The sequence below is a fragment of the Myroides sp. 1354 genome, from assembly GCF_030324495.1.
Taxonomy (GTDB): domain Bacteria; phylum Bacteroidota; class Bacteroidia; order Flavobacteriales; family Flavobacteriaceae; genus Flavobacterium.
In genome coordinates this window covers 80,809-101,637 of record NZ_JACAGN010000006.1, presented here as the reverse complement: position 1 = coordinate 101,637, position 20,829 = coordinate 80,809, and the positions used below count along the sequence as shown (strand labels likewise).

Below are 20,829 nucleotides of genomic sequence, written 5' to 3'. Positions count from 1 at the left end.
TAAAAAAAGAAGATATAAATTAGCATTAAATTAAAATATTCATGTCCACAAAACCCACTTATATATTAGCGATTGAAAGTTCTTGTGACGATACGGCAGCTGCAGTTTTAGCAGATAACAAAGTACTGTCTAACGTAGTAGCTCGTCAGGAAATACACGAAGAATATGGCGGTGTTGTTCCAGAGTTAGCTTCTCGTGCGCACCAACAGAATATCGTTCCCGTCGTTGATATTGCCCTAAAGAAAGCGGGAATCACCAAAGAACAATTACAGGGAATTGCCTTTACTCAGGGTCCAGGTCTCATGGGATCTCTATTAGTTGGAGGGTCTTTTGCTAAGTCTTTGGCTTTAGCCTTGGATATTCCTCTCATTGCGGTAAATCATATGCACGCTCATATTCTTTGTCATTTTATTGAAGAAAGTGGCTATGATCAGCCGACGTTTCCTTTTCTAGCTTTGACAATTTCAGGTGGACATACGCAAATTGTGCAAGTCAACAGTTTCTTTGATTTGAAAGTATTGGGAGAAACCACAGATGATGCGGTAGGTGAAGCGTTTGATAAATCGGCAAAAATATTGGGCTTCCCTTATCCTGGAGGTCCTTTGATTGACAAATATGCCAAAGAAGGCAATCCCAAAGCTTTTCCGTTTACTAAACCCAAAGTAGAGGGACTAAACTTTAGTTTTAGTGGTTTAAAAACTCAGTTTTTGTACTTTATTCAGAAACAAGTGGCCGAAAATCCAAACTTCATTGAAGAAAACAAAGCTGATATTTGCGCTTCTATTCAACATACCATCATCAAAATATTGATGGATAAATTAAAACTAGCCGTTGAGATGACGGGGATTACTCAGATTGCTATTGGTGGTGGTGTATCGGCAAACTCGGGTATACGCGCTACTTTACAAGAAGCGGAAAAAAAGTACAAGTGGAAAACGTATATTCCCAAATTCGAATATACAACCGACAACGCAGCCATGATTGGTATTGTGGGCTACTACCGTTATAAGGAATCTCTTTTTGCTGATTCTTCTGTGGTATCCAAAGCTAGAATTGAATTTTAAGGTCTTACGTTATGCAGTTATTTTACTCTCCCTCTATTGATAAGGAACAGGCTACTTTCACTTTTGACAAAGATGAAAGTAAACACATTATACGCGTTTTACGCAAAAAAGAAGGGGATACCCTCTTTGTAACCAATGGTAGAGGTACTTTGTTTGAAACCAAAATCTCATTGGCTTCTGATCGCAGTTGTTTAACTGAAATCACGGGATATACGGATCATGCTCAAACGCCTTTTCGCCTGCATTTAGCGGTTGCTCCTACTAAAATGAACGAGCGCTATGAGTGGTTTTTAGAAAAAGCAACGGAGATTGGTATTCACGAAATAACGCCTATTATTTGCGATCATTCAGAGCGAAAAGTAGTCAAAACAGAGCGATTTGAAAAAATTATTCAATCGGCTATGAAACAATCCCTTCAACACTATCTACCGCAATTAAACGAACCCATCACTCTGAAAGAATTTTTAAAACAAGACCATCAGGGTGCTTTGTATATTGCGCATTGTGAAGAGGACAAGGAAAAAGAACTGCTTAAAAATAGTATACAACCTCAAGAAAATTACCTCTTATTGGTTGGTCCTGAGGGTGATTTTTCTCCTATAGAAATCAAAATAGCGTTAGAAAAAGGTTTTAAACCCGTATCTTTAGGACATACAAGATTGAGAACAGAAACAGCTGCTCTCGTTGCTTGTCATAGTTTTGTATTCGCTAACGAATAAATTATTACATGTTGAAAGCCAAAGAAATTTCCCAAGGTATTGTACGCGCTGTTCTTATTTTAAGTGGAATTGCATTAAGTGCTGGATTGTTATATCAAATCCGAACCTTGTTTATTTATATTGCCTTAGCTTTTGTTTTAGCCTTAATTGGTAAACCTTTGGTTGATTTTCTCTACAAAAAATGCAAACTAAAAAAGATGTTTGCCATCAGTATTACGATGGGCTTCTTTATTGCTGTATTTATTGGATTTTCTTTTATGTTTGTGCCTTTGTTTACCACACAAGCCCAAAATTTATCGGTCTTAAATACCGCCCATTTACAAGAGGACTTTAACGGATTGATTTACAAAATAGACACCTATTTGGATGCAAAAGGCATTAGTTTAGATAAAATTGTAGAAGAGTCTCATCTGAAATCGCAATTTAACCTTGATTTTGTACCCAACTTACTCAACACCCTCATTGGTATGTTAAGCGATATTGGTATTGGCTTATTTTCGGTGCTTTTCATCGCTTTTTTCTTTTTAAAAGATCAGGTTGTATTGGAATATCAGTTTAAAAAACTATTCTCTAAAAAACACGAAAACAAAGTATTAAATTCCATCAACAAGATTAACAACTTGCTATCGCGTTATTTCTTAGGTCTTTGTGTTCAGATGTTTGTCATCTACATTCTTTGCCTTACCGTCTTGTTAATTTTTGGCGTAAAAGGTGCTGCAACCATTGCCTTTTTATGTGCCATCCTCAATATTATCCCTTACATTGGCCCTTTAATTGGCAACATTTTGGCCGTTGTATTTACAATGTTGACCTATATTGGCGATGATTTTATCGAAGTAACCCTACCCAAAGCCCTATCTGTTATGATTGGATTCTTAGTGGTTCAATTGATTGATAATGTGGTGAATCAACCGCTCATTTTCTCCAATAGCGTGAAATCACATCCTTTAGAGATTTTCGTTGTCATCTTAGCCAGTGGTATGTTTAGTGGAATTTTCGGTATGATTGCCGCTGTTCCTTTATATACCTGTTTAAAGGTAATTGGCAAGGAATTTTTCCCCAATGTTCGATTTATTCAAGTACTCACCAAAAAGTTATAAGTGGATATTCACCTCCTAGTACAACCCGAAGTTCAAGCGTACATCAAAGCGCATAGTCAAGATAATTTAGTGGATTTGGCCTTTAAAAAAAGCCCCTTTCCCACTATTCCTATGCTTGATTTACTCACGCAAATTGAAAGTAAGCAAAAGTCAAAACACAAGTTGTCGAAGTGGTATAACACAGATGGCATTGTATTTCCACCCAAACTTTCCATTGAACAAACCTCTTCAGAAGAATGTGCAGCCTATAAAGCTTCTTTGGTAGAAGGTGATACGCTCATTGACTTAACGGGTGGATTTGGAATTGATTGCTACTATTTTGCTCAACGTATCAAACAAGTAACCCATTGTGAAATACAGCCTGAATTAAGCGCTGTTGTTCAACACAATTATCAGCAACTCCAACAAGCAAATATTACTTGTATTGCTGGTGATAGCTTAGATTACCTTACAGAAAACAATCAATCGTTTGACTATATCTACTTGGATCCAGCACGAAGAAACCAAAACAAAGAAAAAGTCTTCTTCTTAAGTGATTGTACGCCTAATATTGTAACGCACTTAGATATGCTTTTAACGCATACAACTACGGTATTGGTCAAAACCTCTCCTTTATTGGATTTACAGGCGGGACTTTCTGAGTTGAAATACGTCAAAGCGATTCACCTAGTCGCCTTGCAAAACGAAGTAAAAGAATTGTTGTGGATTATTGAAAAAAACTATATTGGTTCTCTTACTTTGACAGCAGTCAATCTCACCAAAACAGAGCCTCAAATTACCTCTTTCTCTTGGTCAGATGATTCTGAAGCCACCTATGCTGAGCCTCAAACTTATTTGTATGAGCCGAATAGTGCATTATTGAAAACGGGAAAATTCAATGCGATTAGCGCCTATTTTAAGGTAAACAAATTACACCAACACAGTCAATTGTACACCAGTGAAAACTTGATGGACTTCTCAGGCAGACGCTTTAAAATAAAGCAACATTTACCTTATAATAAAGCTACAGCCAAAGAATATTTACAACAACAAAAAGCGAATATTACGGTGCGTAATTTCCCTATAAAAGTGGATGAACTACGCAAAAAATGGAAAATCAAAGATGGAGGAGATTCTTACATCTTCTTTACCACTACCCTTTCGAATCAAAAGGTATTTTTAATTTGTGAACCCGTATAAGAAAAACGGTTATTGAGCTTAGTGAATCCAACACAATTGAGAAATACTACTCCAGCTCACCTCTACTGTCGCATTGGTATCAACGGTTAATCCCACTTGATTTGCAACGAGTAAATAACGCTGATTCTCATAAACAACCTCAACTAAAGCGCGTTGTTGTGCATCGTTTTCTACTATTTTACCTGCGTGATCCGTTGCTAACACTCGACCTAAGGCTTTTCGCTTGCCCTTTTGTACACGTAGGCGATCAAAACGAGGATATAGCATGTGAAAAGCCCAAACAATCGGAATCAAACTCAACACCATATTCAAAACGAAATAAGCCACTTGGCGTTTCGTCCAATCAAAGCTTTCAAAGTTCCAAACAATAGCTCCAACAAGTATTAACGCCACTAATAATCCAGCAAAAGACAGCGTATCCATTATACAATGTCCTTTAGGACGCGGAAATGCTTTGGGCGTTTGCAACGCTTCGATTCCCTTTTTTCTCTTCCCTAAAGATCGAACGGATATAGGTTTCATCGTTCCTTGTAATCCTAGCTCAATAGCTTGTCTATATGGCTGTTTCATGTTCTATTTTTTTGCGATTAAAACAATTCGGTTTAAAACATTAAAAAAAGTTACAACGACAATGCAGATTGGACCATAAATAGTAACAAATTGGGATCAATAAATAGATAAACTTTAGGTTGAGAAAAGAAGAACACTTTGGTTTTAATCTTTCTCAAAAATCGCTTAAGATAGCATGGGTCCTTTTGGGCTATTGTATGTTGTAACCTTTCTTATTTGTTTCACTTCCCTTTCTTTTTCACTATTCAAAAGTACAACCAAAAAAAGAGATAAAATACAACCTATCAAATCCTTAACTATTTCATAATTCAAAATACGCCCGCTAAACATTGGCTTTACATTGCTGAAATATTGCTGTTTAAAAACCCTCGTTTTCTGTGATTGATAACCTTTAGATTTGCTTTTTTGTTTTTTTGCAAGTTGCTTTTTTGCAAGATTATCGATTAAAAAATATATGTAACCTTAAATCAAGAAATTACCCGATAACCCATAACCAATAATCTATTACTTCTTGTTAAATAACCGTTTACAACGGTGGCCATTTGATTATAATTTCATTACTTTGTACGACAAAAAGCAAATATATTCAACATGAAAAGAAAAATGCTACTTGGTTTCGTTTTACTTTCAACGGTCTCTTTTATGAGTTGTAAGCAAGACAAAACAACCGCTCCTGTTATTGCTCCATCAACGGAACAAACAGCTACTCCACAACCTCAAACAGAAGTGGATACCGTAGCCTTGAAAAAGCAGATTGAACAAGAGAAAGAAACGCTGAGCAAACCATATAATGAGGAAGAAGACGCACAAGCAAAATTAAATGAACGTATTGCTCAAGCGAAAAAAGAAGGAAAATACGTCTTTGTACAAGCCGGTGGAAACTGGTGTATTTGGTGTTTGCGCTTCAATGATTTTGTACAACAAACCCCAGAATTAAAAGAGGTAGTAGATCAAAATTTTGTTTATTATCACCTAAATTACTCTCAAAAGAACAAAAACAAAGCGATTTTCAATAAGTATACGCCCAATGCGCGTAATCTAGGATATCCTTTCTTTTTTGTCTTAGATGGGAATGGAGAGGTAAAAAATATCATTTCTTCTGGTGAATTAGAAGAAGGAAAAGGATATAGTCTAGCGAAAGTGAAACAAATGTTCCTAGATCAAGCACCTAAAAAATAAAAAATGCCGACACATTTGTCGGCTTTTTTTGTCTTACACCATTTCAATTCCACTATAATCTCCAAAAATCTTCCCTTTTTGTACAGTATAAATCTTCGTTTATTCACACTATACTTGAAAAAACAAAATTCACATTATTTTCATATTTTCATGATTTTAAACCAAACAGCCTCAACACTTAAGCATTTAACATCAAAACTATTTTTTTCTTGATGCATAACGCTTTATTTTTTGAATTTTACGCAACACAATACCTAAATAATTCCTTTAATCGGATAATAAAGTTATGTTAAATCATATTATTACAATTTATCCCTGATTTACATTTGTTTTCCTCAACCACTAATATATTCAACCATGTTGATGACTACATTACCCTTAGGAGGAGTAGCGCCATCTGAACTTATAGTTGTTGTTGCAATAGCTTTATTACTATTCGGAGGAAAAAAAATCCCAGAATTAATGAAAGGACTTGGAACAGGAATTAGGGAGTTTAAAGAAGCTACACGTGAAACCAATGCAAATACTGCAGCTCCTAAAAAACAAACTGCAGATTCAGTTACAGAAGCGACCAGTGAAGTAATTGAAAAGTAAACAAGAGGGTGCCTTCACGGTTGCCCTCTTTTGTTTTTACTTCTGATCTAGACAACAGCGCCTAAATTGTCTCCTTCTCCCTCTACTAAATACGTCAACTCCTCACAGCGAATAATCTTGTTCTCTTCAAAAACAAACATCGCCATTACCTTGTAGTAATGCGAAGATTGATCTTTTAAAACCACATGCACCCGGTGATTGGTAAATACACAATGATCTCCTACTCCCGTATGTAGGATTTCTAAGTTAATACTGTCTACAACCGCCTTTAATTTTTGAATGTGCTTTTTAAATCCCTCAAAATCCAAGACAGTCGTATTGACAACTTGTATGTACTGAGGGGAAAAATAAACCTCAATTTGTTTTTCGTCATAGCTTTTGCTTTCAATAATTTGATGCAACATTTCTTGTACTATTTTTTCCATCGGATATCGTTTAAATATGAAAGAACAAAGGTGCGCACTTAGGGGGTTTCAAAACGATAACAATTGTTATTGATTTCACCTTCAGTCGTACTAGGTCTTATTCCTTCCATAGCACTGTACTGATTTTTAATTCAAAAAAAACTACCTTTGCCCTATACAGTTTATCAATCAATCCTAGTGAAAAAGTACAAATACGAAATATTTACAGCAAAAATAGAAGTAGCTATACGACAAGGACATTTACAAGCAGGCGAGTCCCTACCTTCTGTTCGGGAAATAAAAGCAAGGTATAATCTCAGCACGAGTTCGGTTCAAAGTGGGTATGATTACCTCGTATTTAAGGGTTTAGTAAAAAGCATTCCTCGTTCAAGCTATGTAGTTGCTTCCCCTATAGAAGCAATTGTAAGCACCAGCCCAGCTTTGCCAATCATACCTCGTGATGCTGTATTTACAACTAAATTAGCTCAAACATCTCAGCGCTTCTCTCATACAGAACAATCTTCTTTTCACTTGGCTGCACCTGCGCCAACCTTTATTCCTCAGCAATTGGTGTTAAAAACGATGCAAACCGTGATACGGGAAAAAGGAGCTGCTTTACTGCATTATTACCCCAATGCAGGATCAGATGAATTACATGCATGTATTGCAAAGCGTGCGATGCTTCACGGTACAACCATACAAAAGAAAGAGCTACTCATTACGGATGGAGCTTTACAAGCCTTGTATATCGCATTGGCATCTGTCACTTCTCCTCAGGATATTGTGGCAGTGGAAAGTCCTTGTGTTTTTTCTGTCTTGGAAGTATTATCTAATTTGCGCTTGCGTGCCTTAGAAATCCCTGTTAAACCAATTCAGGGCTTTGATTTGGACTATTTTCGAAACATATGTCAATTACACCCCATCAAAGCCGTAGTTCTTACCCCAAATTTTCACAATCCAACGGGTGTCCTCCTCAGTGATGAACGCAAAGAAGAGCTGTATGCCCTTGCGGTTCAACATCAGATTCCCATCATTGAAAATGATGTTTATGGCGACTTACACTTTCAAGGAGAGCGACCAATAAACATAAAGAGTTTCGACAAAAAAGGGTTGGTCCTGACTTTTTCCTCTTATTCAAAAACCATTGCACCAGGTTTGCGCTTGGGTTGGTTGGCTGCAGGACAGTATTTTGCACAAGCAGAACGCATCAAATTCTCCTTGGGACGATCGGTATCTCCCCTCAATCAAGAAGTGGTGATACAATTGCTTCAGTTGCCTAGTTATGACAAGCATTTACGTCTCTTTCGTCAGCAATTGGAACGCCAGGCGATGCAATTCCTCCGTACCTTCAATACCTATTTCCCTTCAGACTTTACGCAACAAGCGCCTCAAGGAGGTTATAGTCTCTGGGGACAAATTCCAGCTAAACTAGAGCCCGAGGCTTTTTATACTGCTAGCCAAGCCTTGGGGATTCACTTCACCCCTGGTGAAACTTTTTCTTATACGGAAGCGTATAAACACCAGTTCAGAGCTATTTTTGCACAACGCTTAAGTACTACAGATTTATCCTTACTCAAAAAATTAGGGGAAGAATTGAAATAGCGAATGTACCGATAGTTTTTACTGATACTGTATCGAAAGATATCTTTCTCATTCTTTTATCTTTGTATGTAAAGACTAATTAATATGAGTATTATATCCAAATTTACTATAGCTACGGAAGAAGGACTCGCTATTCTTTTTCGATTAAGAGAAGCACAAATCAAAGAGATGTATGCCGCTGTTACGGATGATTCTTCTTTGAATCAATATATCGCACAACAACTGGATCACAAAGAAACCGTACTTGAATTAAATGATTTGAGTACACAAATGTTGACTGTCTATCACAATGAAATTCCCGCAGGCTATACCATGATTAAGCAAGTGGATCAACCCGCTCTGTTAGCAGATAAGAAAGTGATTCACTTGGCTTCTTTTTATCTTTTACCCAATCACAATGAAGAAGAGGTAAGAGCCTCTTTATGGAATAAAACGTTGTCCTTAACGAAACAATACGAGGCCATTTGGTTGGAGGTTGTACAAAATGATCCTTTACTGCCCTATTTTAAGGAATGGGGATTTGAAATTAGTGAAGAAAGGGTGATGCATCCTTTTAAACAAGCCTCTTATTTATTAATTCGCTGGAAAGAAGAGGCATAAAAAAAGAGGGAGATTTTTCAATCTCCTTCTTGTTTGTATTTAGGATATCTTCGCTAAAGCGCGATGTATAAAATCCAACTCATCTGGATTCAATGCCACTTGTATGGCCCGAGCATTAGCTAGGGCTTGTTTCGCATTTCGAGCACCAGCCAAGGTCACTGTAATTGCAGGTTGCAACGTGGTCTACCTCAAAACTAATTGAGCAAAAGTTGCGCGTTTCTCTTCCGCTAAAGGTCTAATTTCCTCTAGAAAATTCTCTACCTGAGGTAAATTAAATTGAGAAAAATAGCTCGAACGATGATCTCCTTCCGCAAAAGTATTCGCTTTAAAGTATTTACCCGTTAACAATCCCCTTTCCATAGGACTGTATGCTATAATACTCAAATCATTTGCTAAAGCATAGGGAACTAATTCTTGTTCTATTTTGCGATTTAACATACTATAAGGTACTTGATTACTAACAATACCTAAAGTATTTCTCGCTTCTTTCACTTGTTCTACAGTATAATTACTTACACCCGCTGCGCGAATTTTCCCTTGTTGAATCAAGAGTTCCATCGCTTCCATGGTTTCGGCAATTGGAGTAGTAACATCAGGCCAATGTAATTGCAATACATCGATATAATCTGTACCTAAGCGCTTCAAGCTATCTTCTACTTCTTTGATTACACTAGCCTTACTTGCATATTTATAAATTGAGAGGTCTTGACCTTGATTATTTTTGCTATGCATCACAAAAGTTCCTTGAGGTTGAGCTAAGTCCCAACGCATACCAAACTTGGTCAAGATTTGCACCTGATCTCTTGCTAATCCCTTTATAGCTTCGCCTACAATTTCTTCACTTACACCCTGCCCGTAAATCGGTGCTGTGTCAATGGTGGTTACTCCTTCTTGATGTGCGGCTTGAATCGCTGCAACCGCTTCTTTTCGATCTGTACTTCCCCACATCCATCCTCCCGCTGCCCATGCACCAAAGGTAATTGCAGAAACTTCTATATCAGAAGCACCTAGTTTTCTAAATTCCATCTGTTTTGTATTGGTTTACTTGAATATTAAACCTTAAAATCGATACAGCCTGTATTGAGATTTGCTGTTTTTTCATTTTAAGGACAAGCTTAAAGATAACAAAAAAAGACGGGTAACACAAAAAAGTACACTAAAAAAGGAAAAAACAACACCTATAAAAAACGCACATTCAGCTGATAAACAACCCCATACGTTCTTCTAGTTCGCTACAGTCCACAAAGGTTGATGTTTTAATACAACAGTGTGTATTGGACAAGCTTCTGTATGGGCTCCCTTTAAATAGCCAATACTCATTAAAAATTCATTGACAATCTCTCCCCCCGTAAATCGAAAGTGCTTTTTAAATAGTTTCACCCATTCCTCTTTGGTCTTAGGGTGATGATGTTCTAACCACTTTTCGAATGAGCCAAACTCTTGTTGAAGTTGCACAATAACCTTAGCATTCTCAATCGCTGCATTGATTTTGAGTCGATTTCGAATAATACCTACATCGCTCATCAAACGCGCTCGATCCTCTTCTGTATAATTAGCTACCGTTTGAATGTCAAAATTGCTATAAGCGGTTCTAAATGCTTCTTCTTTTTTGAGTATTGTTTCCCAACTTAAACCTGCTTGATTGATTTCCATCAACAATCGCCCAAATAATTCATTGTCATCGTGAATGGGAAAACCGTAATGGTTGTCGTGGTATTTTTTATGGAGTGCTCTTCGGTCTCCAGTTAATTGTTCAATGTGATCGCAATATGACATACTTTCTATTTTTTAAAATACTACTCTCTTACTAACAAATGTAAGGCATCTCATTGACAACCGCTTGTCAATAGGTTTATCTTTTTTTATTGCTTTTGAATTCAGAAATTATTTTTTGTTTTTTTAGTGTATTTTTGCGCTTTAATTTCTATTTGCTTTATAAAAAAATGCCACAAGAATTACTGCTCCAAGTGCTTCCTGAAGTTGCAGCTTCAGCTGATTTGTTAACCGCTCATGTTGCGCAGCACATCCAATGTTCTATTTCTGAAATTCAGCACCTTACTATTTTAAAGCGTTCAATTGATGCCAGACAACGCGTCGTTAAAATCAATTTAAAGGTACAGGTATTTTTTGCTGGTGAAGAGGTTGTACATCGACAAATTGATTTCCCTGCCTATAAAAATGTCAAGGATGCCAAACGCGTCATCGTGGTTGGTGCAGGACCTGCGGGTTATTTTGCAGCTTTACAACTCATTGAACTCGGTGTAAAACCCATTGTGATAGAAAGAGGAAAAGATGTACGTGGACGTCGAAGAGATTTAAAGGCCATTAACATTGAACATATCGTAAACCCCGATTCCAACTATTGTTTTGGAGAAGGAGGTGCAGGAACCTATTCTGATGGTAAATTATACACGCGTTCTAAAAAACGCGGAGACATCAATCGCATTTTAGAATTACTCGTTGCCTTTGGTGCTTCACAAGATATCTTAGTTGAAGCTCATCCTCATATAGGCACCAATAAATTACCCAAAATCATGCAAGATATGCGCCACAAAATTGAAGAATTTGGTGGTGAAGTGCTATTTGAAAAACGCGTAGTTGATTTTGTCCTAGAGGGCAATGAAATGCGTGGAGTAGTACTCGAAAATGGAGATATCATTGAGGCTAATAAAATGATTTTGGCTACAGGGCACTCTGCTCGTGATATTTATGAACTATTGGATCGCAAAAACATCCTTATTGAAGCAAAACCTTTTGCTTTAGGTGTTCGCGCAGAACATCCACAATCCCTCATTGATCAGATTCAATATTCTTGTGATTATAGAGGTGAATTTCTACCGCCTGCTCCTTATTCTATTGTAAAACAAGTGAATGGCAGAGGGATGTATTCGTTCTGTATGTGTCCTGGGGGAGTAATTGCGCCTTGTGCTACGGCTCCTGGAGAAGTAGTAACCAATGGCTGGTCGCCCTCTAAACGAGATCAAGCAACGGCTAATTCAGGAATTGTAGTGGAGTTGCGACTAGAAGATTTTAAACCTTTTGAAAAATTTGGAGCGTTAGCTGGAATGGAATTCCAAAAATCCATTGAACAACGTGCCTTCTTATTAGCTGGAGAAACACAACGTGTTCCCGCTCAGCGCATGGTCGATTTTGCTCAGAAAAAAGTATCAACCTCTATTCCGAAAACCTCGTATTTACCAGGAACCACCTCCCTTGAATTAGGAGAAGTATTTCCTAACTTCTTAACGCAAATTATGCGAGAAGGTTTTCAAGAATTTGGCAAATCCATGAAAGGTTATTTTACCAATGAAGCTATTCTTCATGCACCAGAAAGTAGAACCTCTTCTCCTGTACGCATTCCTCGTGATGATCGCTCTTTAGAACATCCTCAGATTAAAGGTTTATACCCTTGCGGGGAAGGAGCTGGCTACGCTGGAGGTATTATATCTGCAGCTATTGATGGAGAAAAATGCGCCATCTTATGCGTTGAAAGTATGAATAATCGTTAACGGTTAATTCGTTGACAGAAAATATACCATGATAAGATAAACCAATCCTTTATAAGGGATTGGTTTTTTGTTTTTTTGCAAGTTGCTTTTTCGCTAGATTATCGATGAAAGAAAATATATCCTTAAATCAGAAAATTCATCTGATAACTGATAACTTTTAGATTTGCTTTTTTGTTTTTTTGCTAGTTGCTTTTTCGCCAGATCATCGATTAAAGAAAATATATCCTTAAATCAGAAAATTCATCTGATAACTGATAACCGATAACTGTTCACCGTTTTTTATTTTGGCTTTTGATTCATCTCCTCTTCTTTTTCTATTTAAAAAATATTCTAGCCATGAGGCCGATTTCCATCTGCCTCTACTATAGATCTCCTGAAGCTCCGCCCCTCTTCTACTTTTTTCTCTAACCAATGATAATTTAGGACTTCCCTTTTTCCACCAACAAATTCACACCCTCTATTTAATAAATCAATAATTCATTCTAAATAAAATACATTTATAATAACAAATTAGCAAATTATAACTTTTATTTTATTCACATTACGCGAATACACCACTTTCAGTTATGTTAATTTATTTAGATTTTATTTTTCTATTCAAAATAAAATCTAAATTGCGTCAAGTAGAAACTTACAAAGTTCAAATTTAAACACCCAAAAAATAAAATTTTAACCTATAAGATTCTTCTAAAAACAAAAATAAATCGGACGCTTTAGGGCATTCACAAACTAATTCCATTTAAATTATGAAAAGACTATCGTATGTAGTAAGCTTTGTTTTGCTTAGCAGTTTAGCAACTATTTCATGTAGTAGTGATGACAACAAATCAAGTAGTACAAACCCAATTACTGTTGATCAAGCTACAGGAACCTATTTAGGCAAGGTAGAAGATAAAGGAAATTTCGCTATTGTTTTAAAAACAAAACAAGGGGAATTCAATCTAAAATTCATTTCTGATGTAGTAAAAGATGAAAATTTATTAGAAGCAGCAATAAAATCAGAAACTTATATTGTTTCTGATGCAGGACATCTTTATACGCTTTCTTCAGCAAGTACAGTCAAAAATGCCGCAATCGTATCTAAAATTACAGCGGGAGAACTGGCTGTGGTAAGTGCAAATGGCACGCATACATTCAAGGGAACTTTACAAGATGAGCAAGGAGTAAAATACGACATCAATTACACTCAAGCCATCGATATAGAGCCAATCTACGATGTAACCTATGAAATTCAAAACGGTTGGTATTGGGGAGACAATGTATTTGACCACCCCAATGTAGCAGAATACATGACGTATTTTACGCAAGGAGATGCAAATAGCTATGGTGAATTAAAAGAAGATGGAACGGGATATCATATTTCGCTTTCGTTCTTTGATCAGATGGCACCAAAAGCTTGGGAGGCTAAAGTTCCCAACAAAACGTTTAAAGCTTCTACTGCATTTGAAGTAGGTGCATTTAGAGTAGGTTCTAAAGAAGCTATTGAAAATGGAGAGGATGACTATTCCTTTGCTAGTTTCCAACACAAAGATAAAGCGGCTGGAATTGATGAGGAATTATACATTCTAGATGGTTCAATCAAAGTGATGGAACACAAACAAGGACAAGAGATTCGCTTCAACATCTTATTAGAAAATGGAACAAGACATTTAGGTAAGTATACAGGAACAGTAAAACAAGGAGATCAATACACCATTTCTACTTTAAGAGCTGATAAAGAAGTAAAGAAACTAACCCAAGGTTTTATGGAGTACAAAGGTAAATCACCAATTACTGCAAAACAAAACAACCGTTGGAATCTTTATTTATACAGTGAAACCTTAACTCCTCATCCAGGTCAATACTTCTGGGTTGAAGGTTCAGGTGAATGGATGCGTGTAACACTTTATACGGATCTTAACGCAACAACAGACATTCCACTAGGAGAATTCCCAATTGGAGATGAAAATGTAGGAAATGCTGGTGAAGGTGGTGGTTCTGAAGTAGGATTAGACTGGGGTACTTGGTTCTTTGAGCAAACGATCAACAGAGAAGGGGAGTCAGTTACGTCAGGCTTCGCTCCTACGCGTACTGGAACAGTAAAAGTTGAAAAAACAGGTGATCAATACACGATTACAGTAAACGCCATCGACGACAGAGAGAACAAAATTACGGCTTCTTATACTGGAGCATTAACTTTCGTAAACAATGCAAGTAAAGCCGCTGCTCAACAAACAAAAGTGGCGAAAAAATCGTACGGTAAAGGAACAAAATTCGATGCTGCTAAAAATAGTAGAAAATAGTTTTAAAGAAAAGGATTGATTAGGCCCAATTGCAAATGCAATTGGGCTTTTTTATTTTTCAACCTTTTTGAAATACTGCTATTTATCATCTTATTCTTTTTTTTAAACTTGTACTTTTGAGTATTAACCAAAAAACAAAAGAAGATGCCTACGAATACTTTTACTTGGAAAAACAAGATTACTGCACTTCTACAAACTCAATATCCCATTATCCAAGCGCCAATGTTTGGGGTTGCTACCCCTCAAATGGTAGCTGCAGCAGGAGAAATAGGCGTTTTAGGTACCTTGCCTTTGGGAGATTTACCTGCAGAAAAATGCACCGAATTGATTCGAGCAACAAAACAATTAACGAATCATCCCTTTGCTGTAAATCTATTCCTAAATCCTTTACCAGAGCGGACAGATGAACTCAAGCATCAATATGCTCGTACCAAACAATATATTACTGATTTTGCTAAACAATTTGATTTAGAAGTAAACCTAGCAGATTATGAGCAAGTAATCTATACGGATTACCACGATCAAGTAGAGGCTATTATTGCTGAGGGTTGTAAGATTGTCAGTTTTACTTTTGGTGTTTTTGATGAGGCGACAATTGCCAAAATGAAGCAACACAATATCATCCTTATTGGTACCTGTACTTCTGTTGCAGAAGCTCGAGTACTGGAACAAAAGGGCATCGATCTTATTTGCGTTCAAGGCATTGAAGCGGGTGGGCATCAAGGTACTTTTCTAACTGAAAAACTACCTGAAATTGGAGGATTATCTTTATTATCTCAAGTAAAAGAAGCAGTACAAACACCACTTATTTACGCTGGGGGACTCTATAACGCTTCAACTATCTTAGCTGCTAAAACGCTGGGTGCACAAGGTTTTGCCATCGGTAGTTTACTCATGGGATCTGAAGAAAGCAATCTAGCGGAATTTGAAAAAGAGGCCTTGAGACAGGCAAAAGAAGAAGACTTGACTTTAACAAAGAGTTTCTCTGGTCGTTACGCAAGAGGGCTAAGCAATACATTTACCCAACAACTCGACCATTCGGATTATATTCTCCCTTATCCATTTCAAAATAAATTGACGATTGGATTGAGAATAGCTGCGAAAATGAATAAAAAACCACAATTTTCTAGCTTGTGGACGGGGCAATCTCGTGGTCCTTACAGTAGTGCGTCAGTCAAAGTAATTCTCTCTCAATTAATTCAAGAGGTAGAAAATTATCAACTGTAAACGTGAACAAGCTAATTTTACATCTATATTCAACTAAAGGCGGATTGATTTTCGCCTTTAGTTTTTCTTCTGTAACAAAGGTATGTACTTTTCATACCCTTGTGCTTTCATTTCTTCTTTCGGGATAAAACGCAAAGACGCTCCATTAATACAGTAGCGTAGCCCCCCTTTATCCTTGGGACCATCATTAAAAACATGTCCTAAATGAGCATCTCCAGTAGCACTTCTTACTTCAGTTCGTTGCATACCGTGAGTATTATCTTCTTTTTCTTCAACTAATTTAGTGTCAATAGGCTTAGTGAAACTTGGCCATCCGCAACCTGCATCGTATTTATCTGTAGAAATAAACAAGGGTTCCCCAGTGGTAATATCCACATAGATTCCCTCACGAAATTCCTTCCATAGCTCATTACTATAGGCTCGTTCGGTCCCGTTCTTTTGTGTTACTTCGTATTGTATTGGACTTAATGTCTGCTTTAATACTTCTTTCTCTTGGCGTTGATATACTTGTTTCTTTTTGGGATTTGCCTTACGTGCTAGTTCAAATAAATCCGCACCTATGTGACAATAGCCACCTGGATTTTTATCTAAGTACTTTTGATGATAGGTTTCTGCATCGTAAAAATTGCGCAAAGGCTCTACCTCAACGACTATTTCTTTAGTATATTGTTTAGCTAATTCATTTATCTTTTGGGTAATGATAAATTGATCTTCCTTATCTACATAGTAAATGCCCGAACGATATTGGGTTCCTACATCATTGGCTTGTCGATTTAAAGTGGTTGGATCAATCGTCTGCAAAAACAAATCGATTAACAATTCAAAATCAATCGCTTTGGGATCATAGGTTACTTTTACAGCTTCTGCAAAACCGGTCGTTCCCGTAGTAACCTGCTTATAGGTTGGTTTTTTGGTATTTCCATTGGCATACCCTACTTCTGTATGAACCACTCCCCTCACCTGCTGAAAGAAGTGCTCCGTTCCCCAAAAGCATCCACCTGCAAAATAGATGACCTTGGTATCCTTATCTTTTCTTTCCTCCATAGCTTCTCTTTCTTTTACACTTGTTGTATCTTGATGAAAACAGGTACTATTGGCTAATACAAATCCACTAAACACCAATAAGGCTATCACAATTGCTTTTTTCATACTCTTATTTTTTTTCTCTACCTCATTCCTCTCTTGATTGCTGCAAATTAGTCAAAAAGACACTGCTAATAAATCAAAGATTAAACCTTTTTAAAATTGTTTTTTACTAGGCGGAATCCGCTTCTATAACGTATAATTTTTCTCTTCTTTTTTGCTTACGATCGAATATATTTCAAAAGAATAGAATAACTTTCCACCGAAAAAAGAAGAGTATTTATGACTTAAAAGTAAACAAAAAAAATTATTTTTTCTCATTCAAAAACAACCTTATGATTCCTTTGCACGAACTACTTTTATTTGCTTTAGCTGCTTTAGTTTTAGCCATAACACCTGGTCCCAACATGGTGTATCTTATTTCTAGAACACTGTCTCAAGGACAAAAAGCGGGATTGCTTTCTTTACTTGGAGTGATTTGCGGTTTTTTATTTCACATTGTCCTCGTTTCTTTTGGTTTAACAGCACTATTGTTTACCATTCCTTACGCTTACGCTGTATTAAAATGGATAGGGGCCTTGTACTTGGTTTACCTCGCCTTTCAAGCATTAAAACCCAGCAGCAAAGGACTATTTGAAGTGGAAGAAAGTTTAAAAAAAGATTCTCCTTCCAAATTATTTAGCATTGGTTTTTTGACGAATATATTGAATCCGAAAGTCGCTGTGTTTTACCTATCGCTCTTTCCTCAATTTATCAAACCAGCTTACGGTGCTATTTTTACGCAAAGTTTAACCTTGGGTATTACACAGCTAAGTTTGAGTTTTATAGTCAATTTTTCCATTGTATTATTTGCTGCCAAACTAGCAATATTCTTTCAAAAACAACCCTTATGGCTCAAAATACAAAAGTGGTTTATGGGAAGTGTATTGCTCTTTTTAGCTGCAAAAATGGCTTTATCCAAAGCAAAATAACATAAAAAAGAGCTTTAAAATTAATTTTAAAGCTCTTTTTATTTCATTTTCGTTGTAGATTCATTCGATTCCACTTTCTCGATCGTAAATTCATCCTCCACATTTTTCAACCCTTCTGGTGAATGAAGCTCAATAAAGAAATTTTCCAATTCTTTTAAATCTAATTTTTCAATTGCGAGTCTATGCTCCCTGTTATAATAATCATATGAAATTGTTCCATCATCATAAGCTCCATATTTATCAAAGATTTCATTCATTTTAATGATCTTCAACTGATATTCTTCTTCTGGTAACTGAAACTCAACAGGAATTTTCATTTTTTCATCCTCTTTACTACATCCTATAATAAAAAATCCAATGAGTACTAAGAAACATAGAAGTCGTTTTATTATAATTCTTTTTCTCATACTAAATAAATTCCCCTATTCTTAAGCTCTAAAACTAACTACACTTCCTGAACCATTGCGATTAAACCTAGCCTGCATTTCTGCGGTAACTGGACGTCCAAATGCAAGAATTCGACAAGAGACATTAATCCCCCCTTTATGTTCAAAATAATCTTGATTCGCATCAGGATAAAACGGAACAATATTACTACCATTAGTCCTATCATAACTCACATTATCATTCTCATATGTTGCACCAGCATTAACAAAGGCAATGGTTTCATAATCTCTAATAGTGAAATCAACAAACGAACTAGATTTCCCAATAATAGAATTGCTATGGCTACCTTTCACTTGAAATTGCATTGTTGATTTTGTACTTTTTTTCAAATTATTCGTATCCACTTTCTCGATCGTAAATTCATCCTCCACATTTTTCAATCCTTCTGGTGAATGAAGCTCAATAAAGAAATTTTCCAATTCCTTTAAATCTAATTTTTCAATTGCGAGTCTATGCTCCCTTTTATAATAATCATATGAAGTTGTTCCATCATCATAAGCTCCATATTTATCAAAGATTTCATTCATTTTAATGATCTTCAACTGATATTCTTGTTCTGTTAACTGAAACTCAACAGGAGTTTTCGTTTTTTCGTCCTCTTTACTACATCCCGTAATAAAAATTCCAGTAATTGCTAAAAAGCAAACGAGTAATTTTTTCATCTTTATAAATTTTTTAATGATTAATATTTTATAAAAATAAATAAAAACAAAAAAATAAAAGTCTAAAAATCAAATACTTAAAACCAAATTTCATACTATATTCAAACATCCCTTTTATACGAATACAATTCAGAATGTGATTCTATGTTACCTCGCAGCCCAGATTTCAATTTCAATGGCAATTTCGGGTAATCCCAAAGCGGAAATATAAGCAACCGTCATCGAGGGATATTGTTTACCAAAGACCCCTTCCCATACGCGATCAAAGTGATCCCAATCAATTTCTTTTGTTGACCAAATATTGACTTTAATAACGTCCTCTGCTGTTAATCCTTGACTTGCTAATAAACCTTGGATATTGTTAAAAGTCAGATTGACTTGTTCGTTAAAGTCAGCTGGAATTACACCTGCAGTGTCTATCCCTATTTGACCTGAAAAGGTATACAAGCTAGCTTCTTTTGGAAGGATAGTTACATGTGAATATTTACCCACAGGATGAGGTACAGTAGTCGGGTTCATTCGAACAATTTTGTTTTGCATTTTCTTCTTTTTTAAAATGATGAAGCAAAACTACAACGCTTACTATTCCCGGAATTGGATAAAACCGACAGCATTAAACTTTCTTTTTTTCTTCTATTTTCCACTCAGGAAAATTAGATAACTTTTCCTCTGAATACTTCAAAAACTGAGTTGGATTATTTCCTGTAAAGGTTTTAAACTCTCGAATAAAATGAGATTGATCGAAGTAATCTTGCTCGTAAACTAGCGTCGTCAATGTATTAAAATCGGTAGTTTTCAACAATTCTAAACTCGTTTGAAAGCGCATAATACGAGAGAAAAGTTTAGGCGACATGCCTACATGTTGTTTGATCAACCGCTCTAAGGTTCGTTCAGATAGATTCATTTGCGTTTGAACTTCAGTTAAAGAGAGTCCTCTTTGCAACAAAGTAGAGGCAAACTTTGCTTTTTGATTATCATAATGCAAGGCTTGTACTTGTTGTAAAACAAAATCTGAAAGCAACCTTATCTTCTCTTCTGTTGTTGATGCATGTTGTAATTGATCGAGTAAAGAAGTAGAAACTAATTCATCCAAGGCTACATTCTGATTAGCTAATTCTGAAGCATCTAATTTAAAAATTGCTTTTAAAGCAGTGGACTCAAGATAAGCACCAATGATTCGAAAAGGTCCATCTACCAACTGATTGGTATAGGTTGTAAAAGCTCCATAAATATAAAGCTGAGGTGTACTTCGATGGTGTTCATCTCGAAAGAGATTGGGGGTATCCTGATAAATCAAAGCGGGAATTCCATCGGGTAGTATCTTAAACTGCTTGCTCCCAACTTGCTCTTCTCCACTTTCCAATACCCAAAAGTAACGGATATACGCTTGTAAAGCTGGAAGGGGAAGAATTTCTTGGTAACGCATAGTGGTGATTTTTGTCTATCAAAGATAGGGATTTAAATGTTTGGTGGGGGGTGTTTGTTGTAAGAGGGTGAGGTGTTTGGTGTTTGGTGTTTGGTGTTTGTTGTTTGGTATTCGATGAATATATCTCACCTATTTTATATTGTTTTTTGTGTTCGATGAATCTCCACTGCGTTTCGATTTCCTCTTTCCTCTTTCCTCTTTCCAATTATTA

Annotated in this window: 20 protein-coding genes and 1 pseudogene; 12 read left to right on the top strand and 9 right to left on the bottom strand. The window is 36.3% G+C overall.

Translation table 11 applies throughout. The features are described from left to right. The first annotated feature begins 41 nt into the window (after positions 1–41). Genes tsaD through HX004_RS08330 form a run of 4 tightly spaced genes read left to right on the top strand, consistent with a single transcriptional unit; the run spans position 42 to position 4,062 of the window. The gene (gene tsaD, locus HX004_RS08345; RefSeq protein WP_286442013.1) at positions 42–1,064 is read left to right on the top strand and encodes a tRNA (adenosine(37)-N6)-threonylcarbamoyltransferase complex transferase subunit TsaD; all 1,023 of its coding nucleotides are present in this window, start codon (positions 42–44) and stop codon (positions 1,062–1,064) included. 11 nt (positions 1,065–1,075) lie between these two features. Then, the gene (locus HX004_RS08340) at positions 1,076–1,783 is read left to right on the top strand and encodes a 16S rRNA (uracil(1498)-N(3))-methyltransferase (protein WP_286442012.1); all 708 of its coding nucleotides are present in this window, start codon (positions 1,076–1,078) and stop codon (positions 1,781–1,783) included. 8 nt (positions 1,784–1,791) lie between these two features. After that, positions 1,792–2,883, top strand: coding sequence for an AI-2E family transporter (locus HX004_RS08335; protein ID WP_286442011.1), 1,092 nt, complete (start codon positions 1,792–1,794; stop codon positions 2,881–2,883). Further along, positions 2,884–4,062: a class I SAM-dependent methyltransferase gene (locus tag HX004_RS08330; RefSeq protein WP_286442010.1), complete on the top strand. Its 1,179-nt coding sequence runs from the start codon at positions 2,884–2,886 to the stop codon at positions 4,060–4,062. A gap of 18 nt (positions 4,063–4,080) precedes the next feature. On the opposite strand, the gene HX004_RS08325 is transcribed toward HX004_RS08330, so the two are convergent. Then, positions 4,081–4,632, bottom strand: coding sequence for a hypothetical protein (locus HX004_RS08325; protein WP_286442009.1), 552 nt, complete (start codon positions 4,630–4,632; stop codon positions 4,081–4,083). A 591-nt stretch (positions 4,633–5,223) separates the two neighbouring features. Between HX004_RS08325 and HX004_RS08320 the strand changes: the two genes are divergently transcribed. Both HX004_RS08320 and HX004_RS08315 read left to right on the top strand, forming a co-directional pair. Further along, positions 5,224–5,811, top strand: a complete 588-nt coding sequence (locus HX004_RS08320) for a thioredoxin family protein (RefSeq protein WP_286442008.1) — start codon at positions 5,224–5,226, stop codon at positions 5,809–5,811. Positions 5,812–6,168: 357 nt separating this feature from the next. Next, the gene (locus tag HX004_RS08315; RefSeq protein WP_286442006.1) at positions 6,169–6,405 is read left to right on the top strand and encodes a Sec-independent protein translocase subunit TatA/TatB; all 237 of its coding nucleotides are present in this window, start codon (positions 6,169–6,171) and stop codon (positions 6,403–6,405) included. 47 nt (positions 6,406–6,452) lie between these two features. Here the strand turns inward: HX004_RS08315 and HX004_RS08310 are convergent, their stop codons facing one another. After that, positions 6,453–6,830, bottom strand: a complete 378-nt coding sequence (locus HX004_RS08310) for a hypothetical protein (RefSeq protein WP_286442004.1) — start codon at positions 6,828–6,830, stop codon at positions 6,453–6,455. Between the two features lie 147 nt (positions 6,831–6,977). On the opposite strand from HX004_RS08310, the gene HX004_RS08305 reads away from it, so the two are divergent. Both HX004_RS08305 and HX004_RS08300 read left to right on the top strand, forming a co-directional pair. Beyond that, on the top strand, positions 6,978–8,411 hold the full coding sequence (locus HX004_RS08305; protein WP_286442003.1) for an aminotransferase-like domain-containing protein: 1,434 nt from the start codon (positions 6,978–6,980) through the stop codon (positions 8,409–8,411). 84 nt (positions 8,412–8,495) lie between these two features. Then, positions 8,496–9,011: a hypothetical protein gene (locus HX004_RS08300; protein ID WP_286442002.1), complete on the top strand. Its 516-nt coding sequence runs from the start codon at positions 8,496–8,498 to the stop codon at positions 9,009–9,011. Between the two features lie 39 nt (positions 9,012–9,050). On the opposite strand, the pseudogene HX004_RS08295 reads toward HX004_RS08300, so the two are convergent. Together HX004_RS08295 and HX004_RS08290 are read right to left on the bottom strand one after the other, a co-directional pair. Continuing rightward, positions 9,051–10,037: pseudogene (locus HX004_RS08295) on the bottom strand (aldo/keto reductase). A gap of 198 nt (positions 10,038–10,235) precedes the next feature. Continuing rightward, entirely contained in the window at positions 10,236–10,787 is a 552-nt protein-coding gene (locus HX004_RS08290) for a DNA-3-methyladenine glycosylase I (RefSeq protein ID WP_286442000.1), read from the bottom strand. A 167-nt stretch (positions 10,788–10,954) separates the two neighbouring features. On the opposite strand from HX004_RS08290, the gene HX004_RS08285 reads away from it, so the two are divergent. The 3 genes from HX004_RS08285 to HX004_RS08275 all read left to right on the top strand — a co-directional run bounded on the left by HX004_RS08285 (position 10,955) and on the right by HX004_RS08275 (position 16,029). Then, positions 10,955–12,520: an NAD(P)/FAD-dependent oxidoreductase gene (locus tag HX004_RS08285; RefSeq protein WP_286441999.1), complete on the top strand. Its 1,566-nt coding sequence runs from the start codon at positions 10,955–10,957 to the stop codon at positions 12,518–12,520. 746 nt (positions 12,521–13,266) lie between these two features. Beyond that, positions 13,267–14,802 (top strand): hypothetical protein, encoded by a 1,536-nt coding sequence (locus HX004_RS08280; RefSeq protein WP_286441998.1) that lies wholly within the window; start codon positions 13,267–13,269, stop codon positions 14,800–14,802. A gap of 144 nt (positions 14,803–14,946) precedes the next feature. Further along, on the top strand, positions 14,947–16,029 hold the full coding sequence (locus HX004_RS08275) for an NAD(P)H-dependent flavin oxidoreductase (protein ID WP_286441996.1): 1,083 nt from the start codon (positions 14,947–14,949) through the stop codon (positions 16,027–16,029). 57 nt (positions 16,030–16,086) lie between these two features. Here the strand turns inward: HX004_RS08275 and msrB are convergent, their stop codons facing one another. Beyond that, on the bottom strand, positions 16,087–17,178 hold the full coding sequence (gene msrB, locus HX004_RS08270) for a peptide-methionine (R)-S-oxide reductase MsrB (protein ID WP_502888470.1): 1,092 nt from the start codon (positions 17,176–17,178) through the stop codon (positions 16,087–16,089). A 269-nt stretch (positions 17,179–17,447) separates the two neighbouring features. Between msrB and HX004_RS08265 the strand changes: the two genes are divergently transcribed. After that, positions 17,448–18,083 (top strand): LysE family translocator, encoded by a 636-nt coding sequence (locus tag HX004_RS08265; RefSeq protein ID WP_286441995.1) that lies wholly within the window; start codon positions 17,448–17,450, stop codon positions 18,081–18,083. Between the two features lie 38 nt (positions 18,084–18,121). On the opposite strand, the gene HX004_RS08260 is transcribed toward HX004_RS08265, so the two are convergent. From HX004_RS08260 to HX004_RS08245, 4 genes are all read right to left on the bottom strand, one after another. Beyond that, positions 18,122–18,490, bottom strand: coding sequence for a hypothetical protein (locus tag HX004_RS08260; RefSeq protein WP_286441993.1), 369 nt, complete (start codon positions 18,488–18,490; stop codon positions 18,122–18,124). 21 nt (positions 18,491–18,511) lie between these two features. Next, the gene (locus tag HX004_RS08255; RefSeq protein WP_286441992.1) at positions 18,512–19,192 is read right to left on the bottom strand and encodes a hypothetical protein; all 681 of its coding nucleotides are present in this window, start codon (positions 19,190–19,192) and stop codon (positions 18,512–18,514) included. Between the two features lie 147 nt (positions 19,193–19,339). Beyond that, positions 19,340–19,732: a RidA family protein gene (locus HX004_RS08250; protein WP_286441990.1), complete on the bottom strand. Its 393-nt coding sequence runs from the start codon at positions 19,730–19,732 to the stop codon at positions 19,340–19,342. 73 nt (positions 19,733–19,805) lie between these two features. Then, positions 19,806–20,618: a helix-turn-helix domain-containing protein gene (locus tag HX004_RS08245; RefSeq protein WP_286441989.1), complete on the bottom strand. Its 813-nt coding sequence runs from the start codon at positions 20,616–20,618 to the stop codon at positions 19,806–19,808. Positions 20,619–20,829: the final 211 nt, after the last annotated feature.

Bases quoted from the DNA above. Each gene is read 5' to 3' on its own strand.
- HX004_RS08315 (WP_286442006.1), top strand. From the start codon at position 6,169: ATGTTGATGACTACATTACCCTTAGGAGGAGTAGCGCCATCTGAACTT.
- tsaD (WP_286442013.1), top strand. From the start codon at position 42: ATGTCCACAAAACCCACTTATATATTAGCGATTGAAAGTTCTTGTGAC.
- msrB (WP_502888470.1), bottom strand. From the start codon at position 17,178: ATGAAAAAAGCAATTGTGATAGCCTTATTGGTGTTTAGTGGATTTGTA.
- HX004_RS08250 (WP_286441990.1), bottom strand. From the start codon at position 19,732: ATGCAAAACAAAATTGTTCGAATGAACCCGACTACTGTACCTCATCCT.
- HX004_RS08310 (WP_286442004.1), bottom strand. From the start codon at position 6,830: ATGGAAAAAATAGTACAAGAAATGTTGCATCAAATTATTGAAAGCAAA.
- HX004_RS08255 (WP_286441992.1), bottom strand. From the start codon at position 19,192: ATGAAAAAATTACTCGTTTGCTTTTTAGCAATTACTGGAATTTTTATT.
- HX004_RS08335 (WP_286442011.1), top strand. From the start codon at position 1,792: ATGTTGAAAGCCAAAGAAATTTCCCAAGGTATTGTACGCGCTGTTCTT.
- HX004_RS08290 (WP_286442000.1), bottom strand. From the start codon at position 10,787: ATGTCATATTGCGATCACATTGAACAATTAACTGGAGACCGAAGAGCA.
- HX004_RS08260 (WP_286441993.1), bottom strand. From the start codon at position 18,490: ATGAGAAAAAGAATTATAATAAAACGACTTCTATGTTTCTTAGTACTC.
- HX004_RS08300 (WP_286442002.1), top strand. From the start codon at position 8,496: ATGAGTATTATATCCAAATTTACTATAGCTACGGAAGAAGGACTCGCT.
- HX004_RS08280 (WP_286441998.1), top strand. From the start codon at position 13,267: ATGAAAAGACTATCGTATGTAGTAAGCTTTGTTTTGCTTAGCAGTTTA.
- HX004_RS08325 (WP_286442009.1), bottom strand. From the start codon at position 4,632: ATGAAACAGCCATATAGACAAGCTATTGAGCTAGGATTACAAGGAACG.
- HX004_RS08320 (WP_286442008.1), top strand. From the start codon at position 5,224: ATGAAAAGAAAAATGCTACTTGGTTTCGTTTTACTTTCAACGGTCTCT.
- HX004_RS08340 (WP_286442012.1), top strand. From the start codon at position 1,076: ATGCAGTTATTTTACTCTCCCTCTATTGATAAGGAACAGGCTACTTTC.
- HX004_RS08285 (WP_286441999.1), top strand. From the start codon at position 10,955: ATGCCACAAGAATTACTGCTCCAAGTGCTTCCTGAAGTTGCAGCTTCA.
- HX004_RS08245 (WP_286441989.1), bottom strand. From the start codon at position 20,618: ATGCGTTACCAAGAAATTCTTCCCCTTCCAGCTTTACAAGCGTATATC.
- HX004_RS08265 (WP_286441995.1), top strand. From the start codon at position 17,448: ATGATTCCTTTGCACGAACTACTTTTATTTGCTTTAGCTGCTTTAGTT.
- HX004_RS08275 (WP_286441996.1), top strand. From the start codon at position 14,947: ATGCCTACGAATACTTTTACTTGGAAAAACAAGATTACTGCACTTCTA.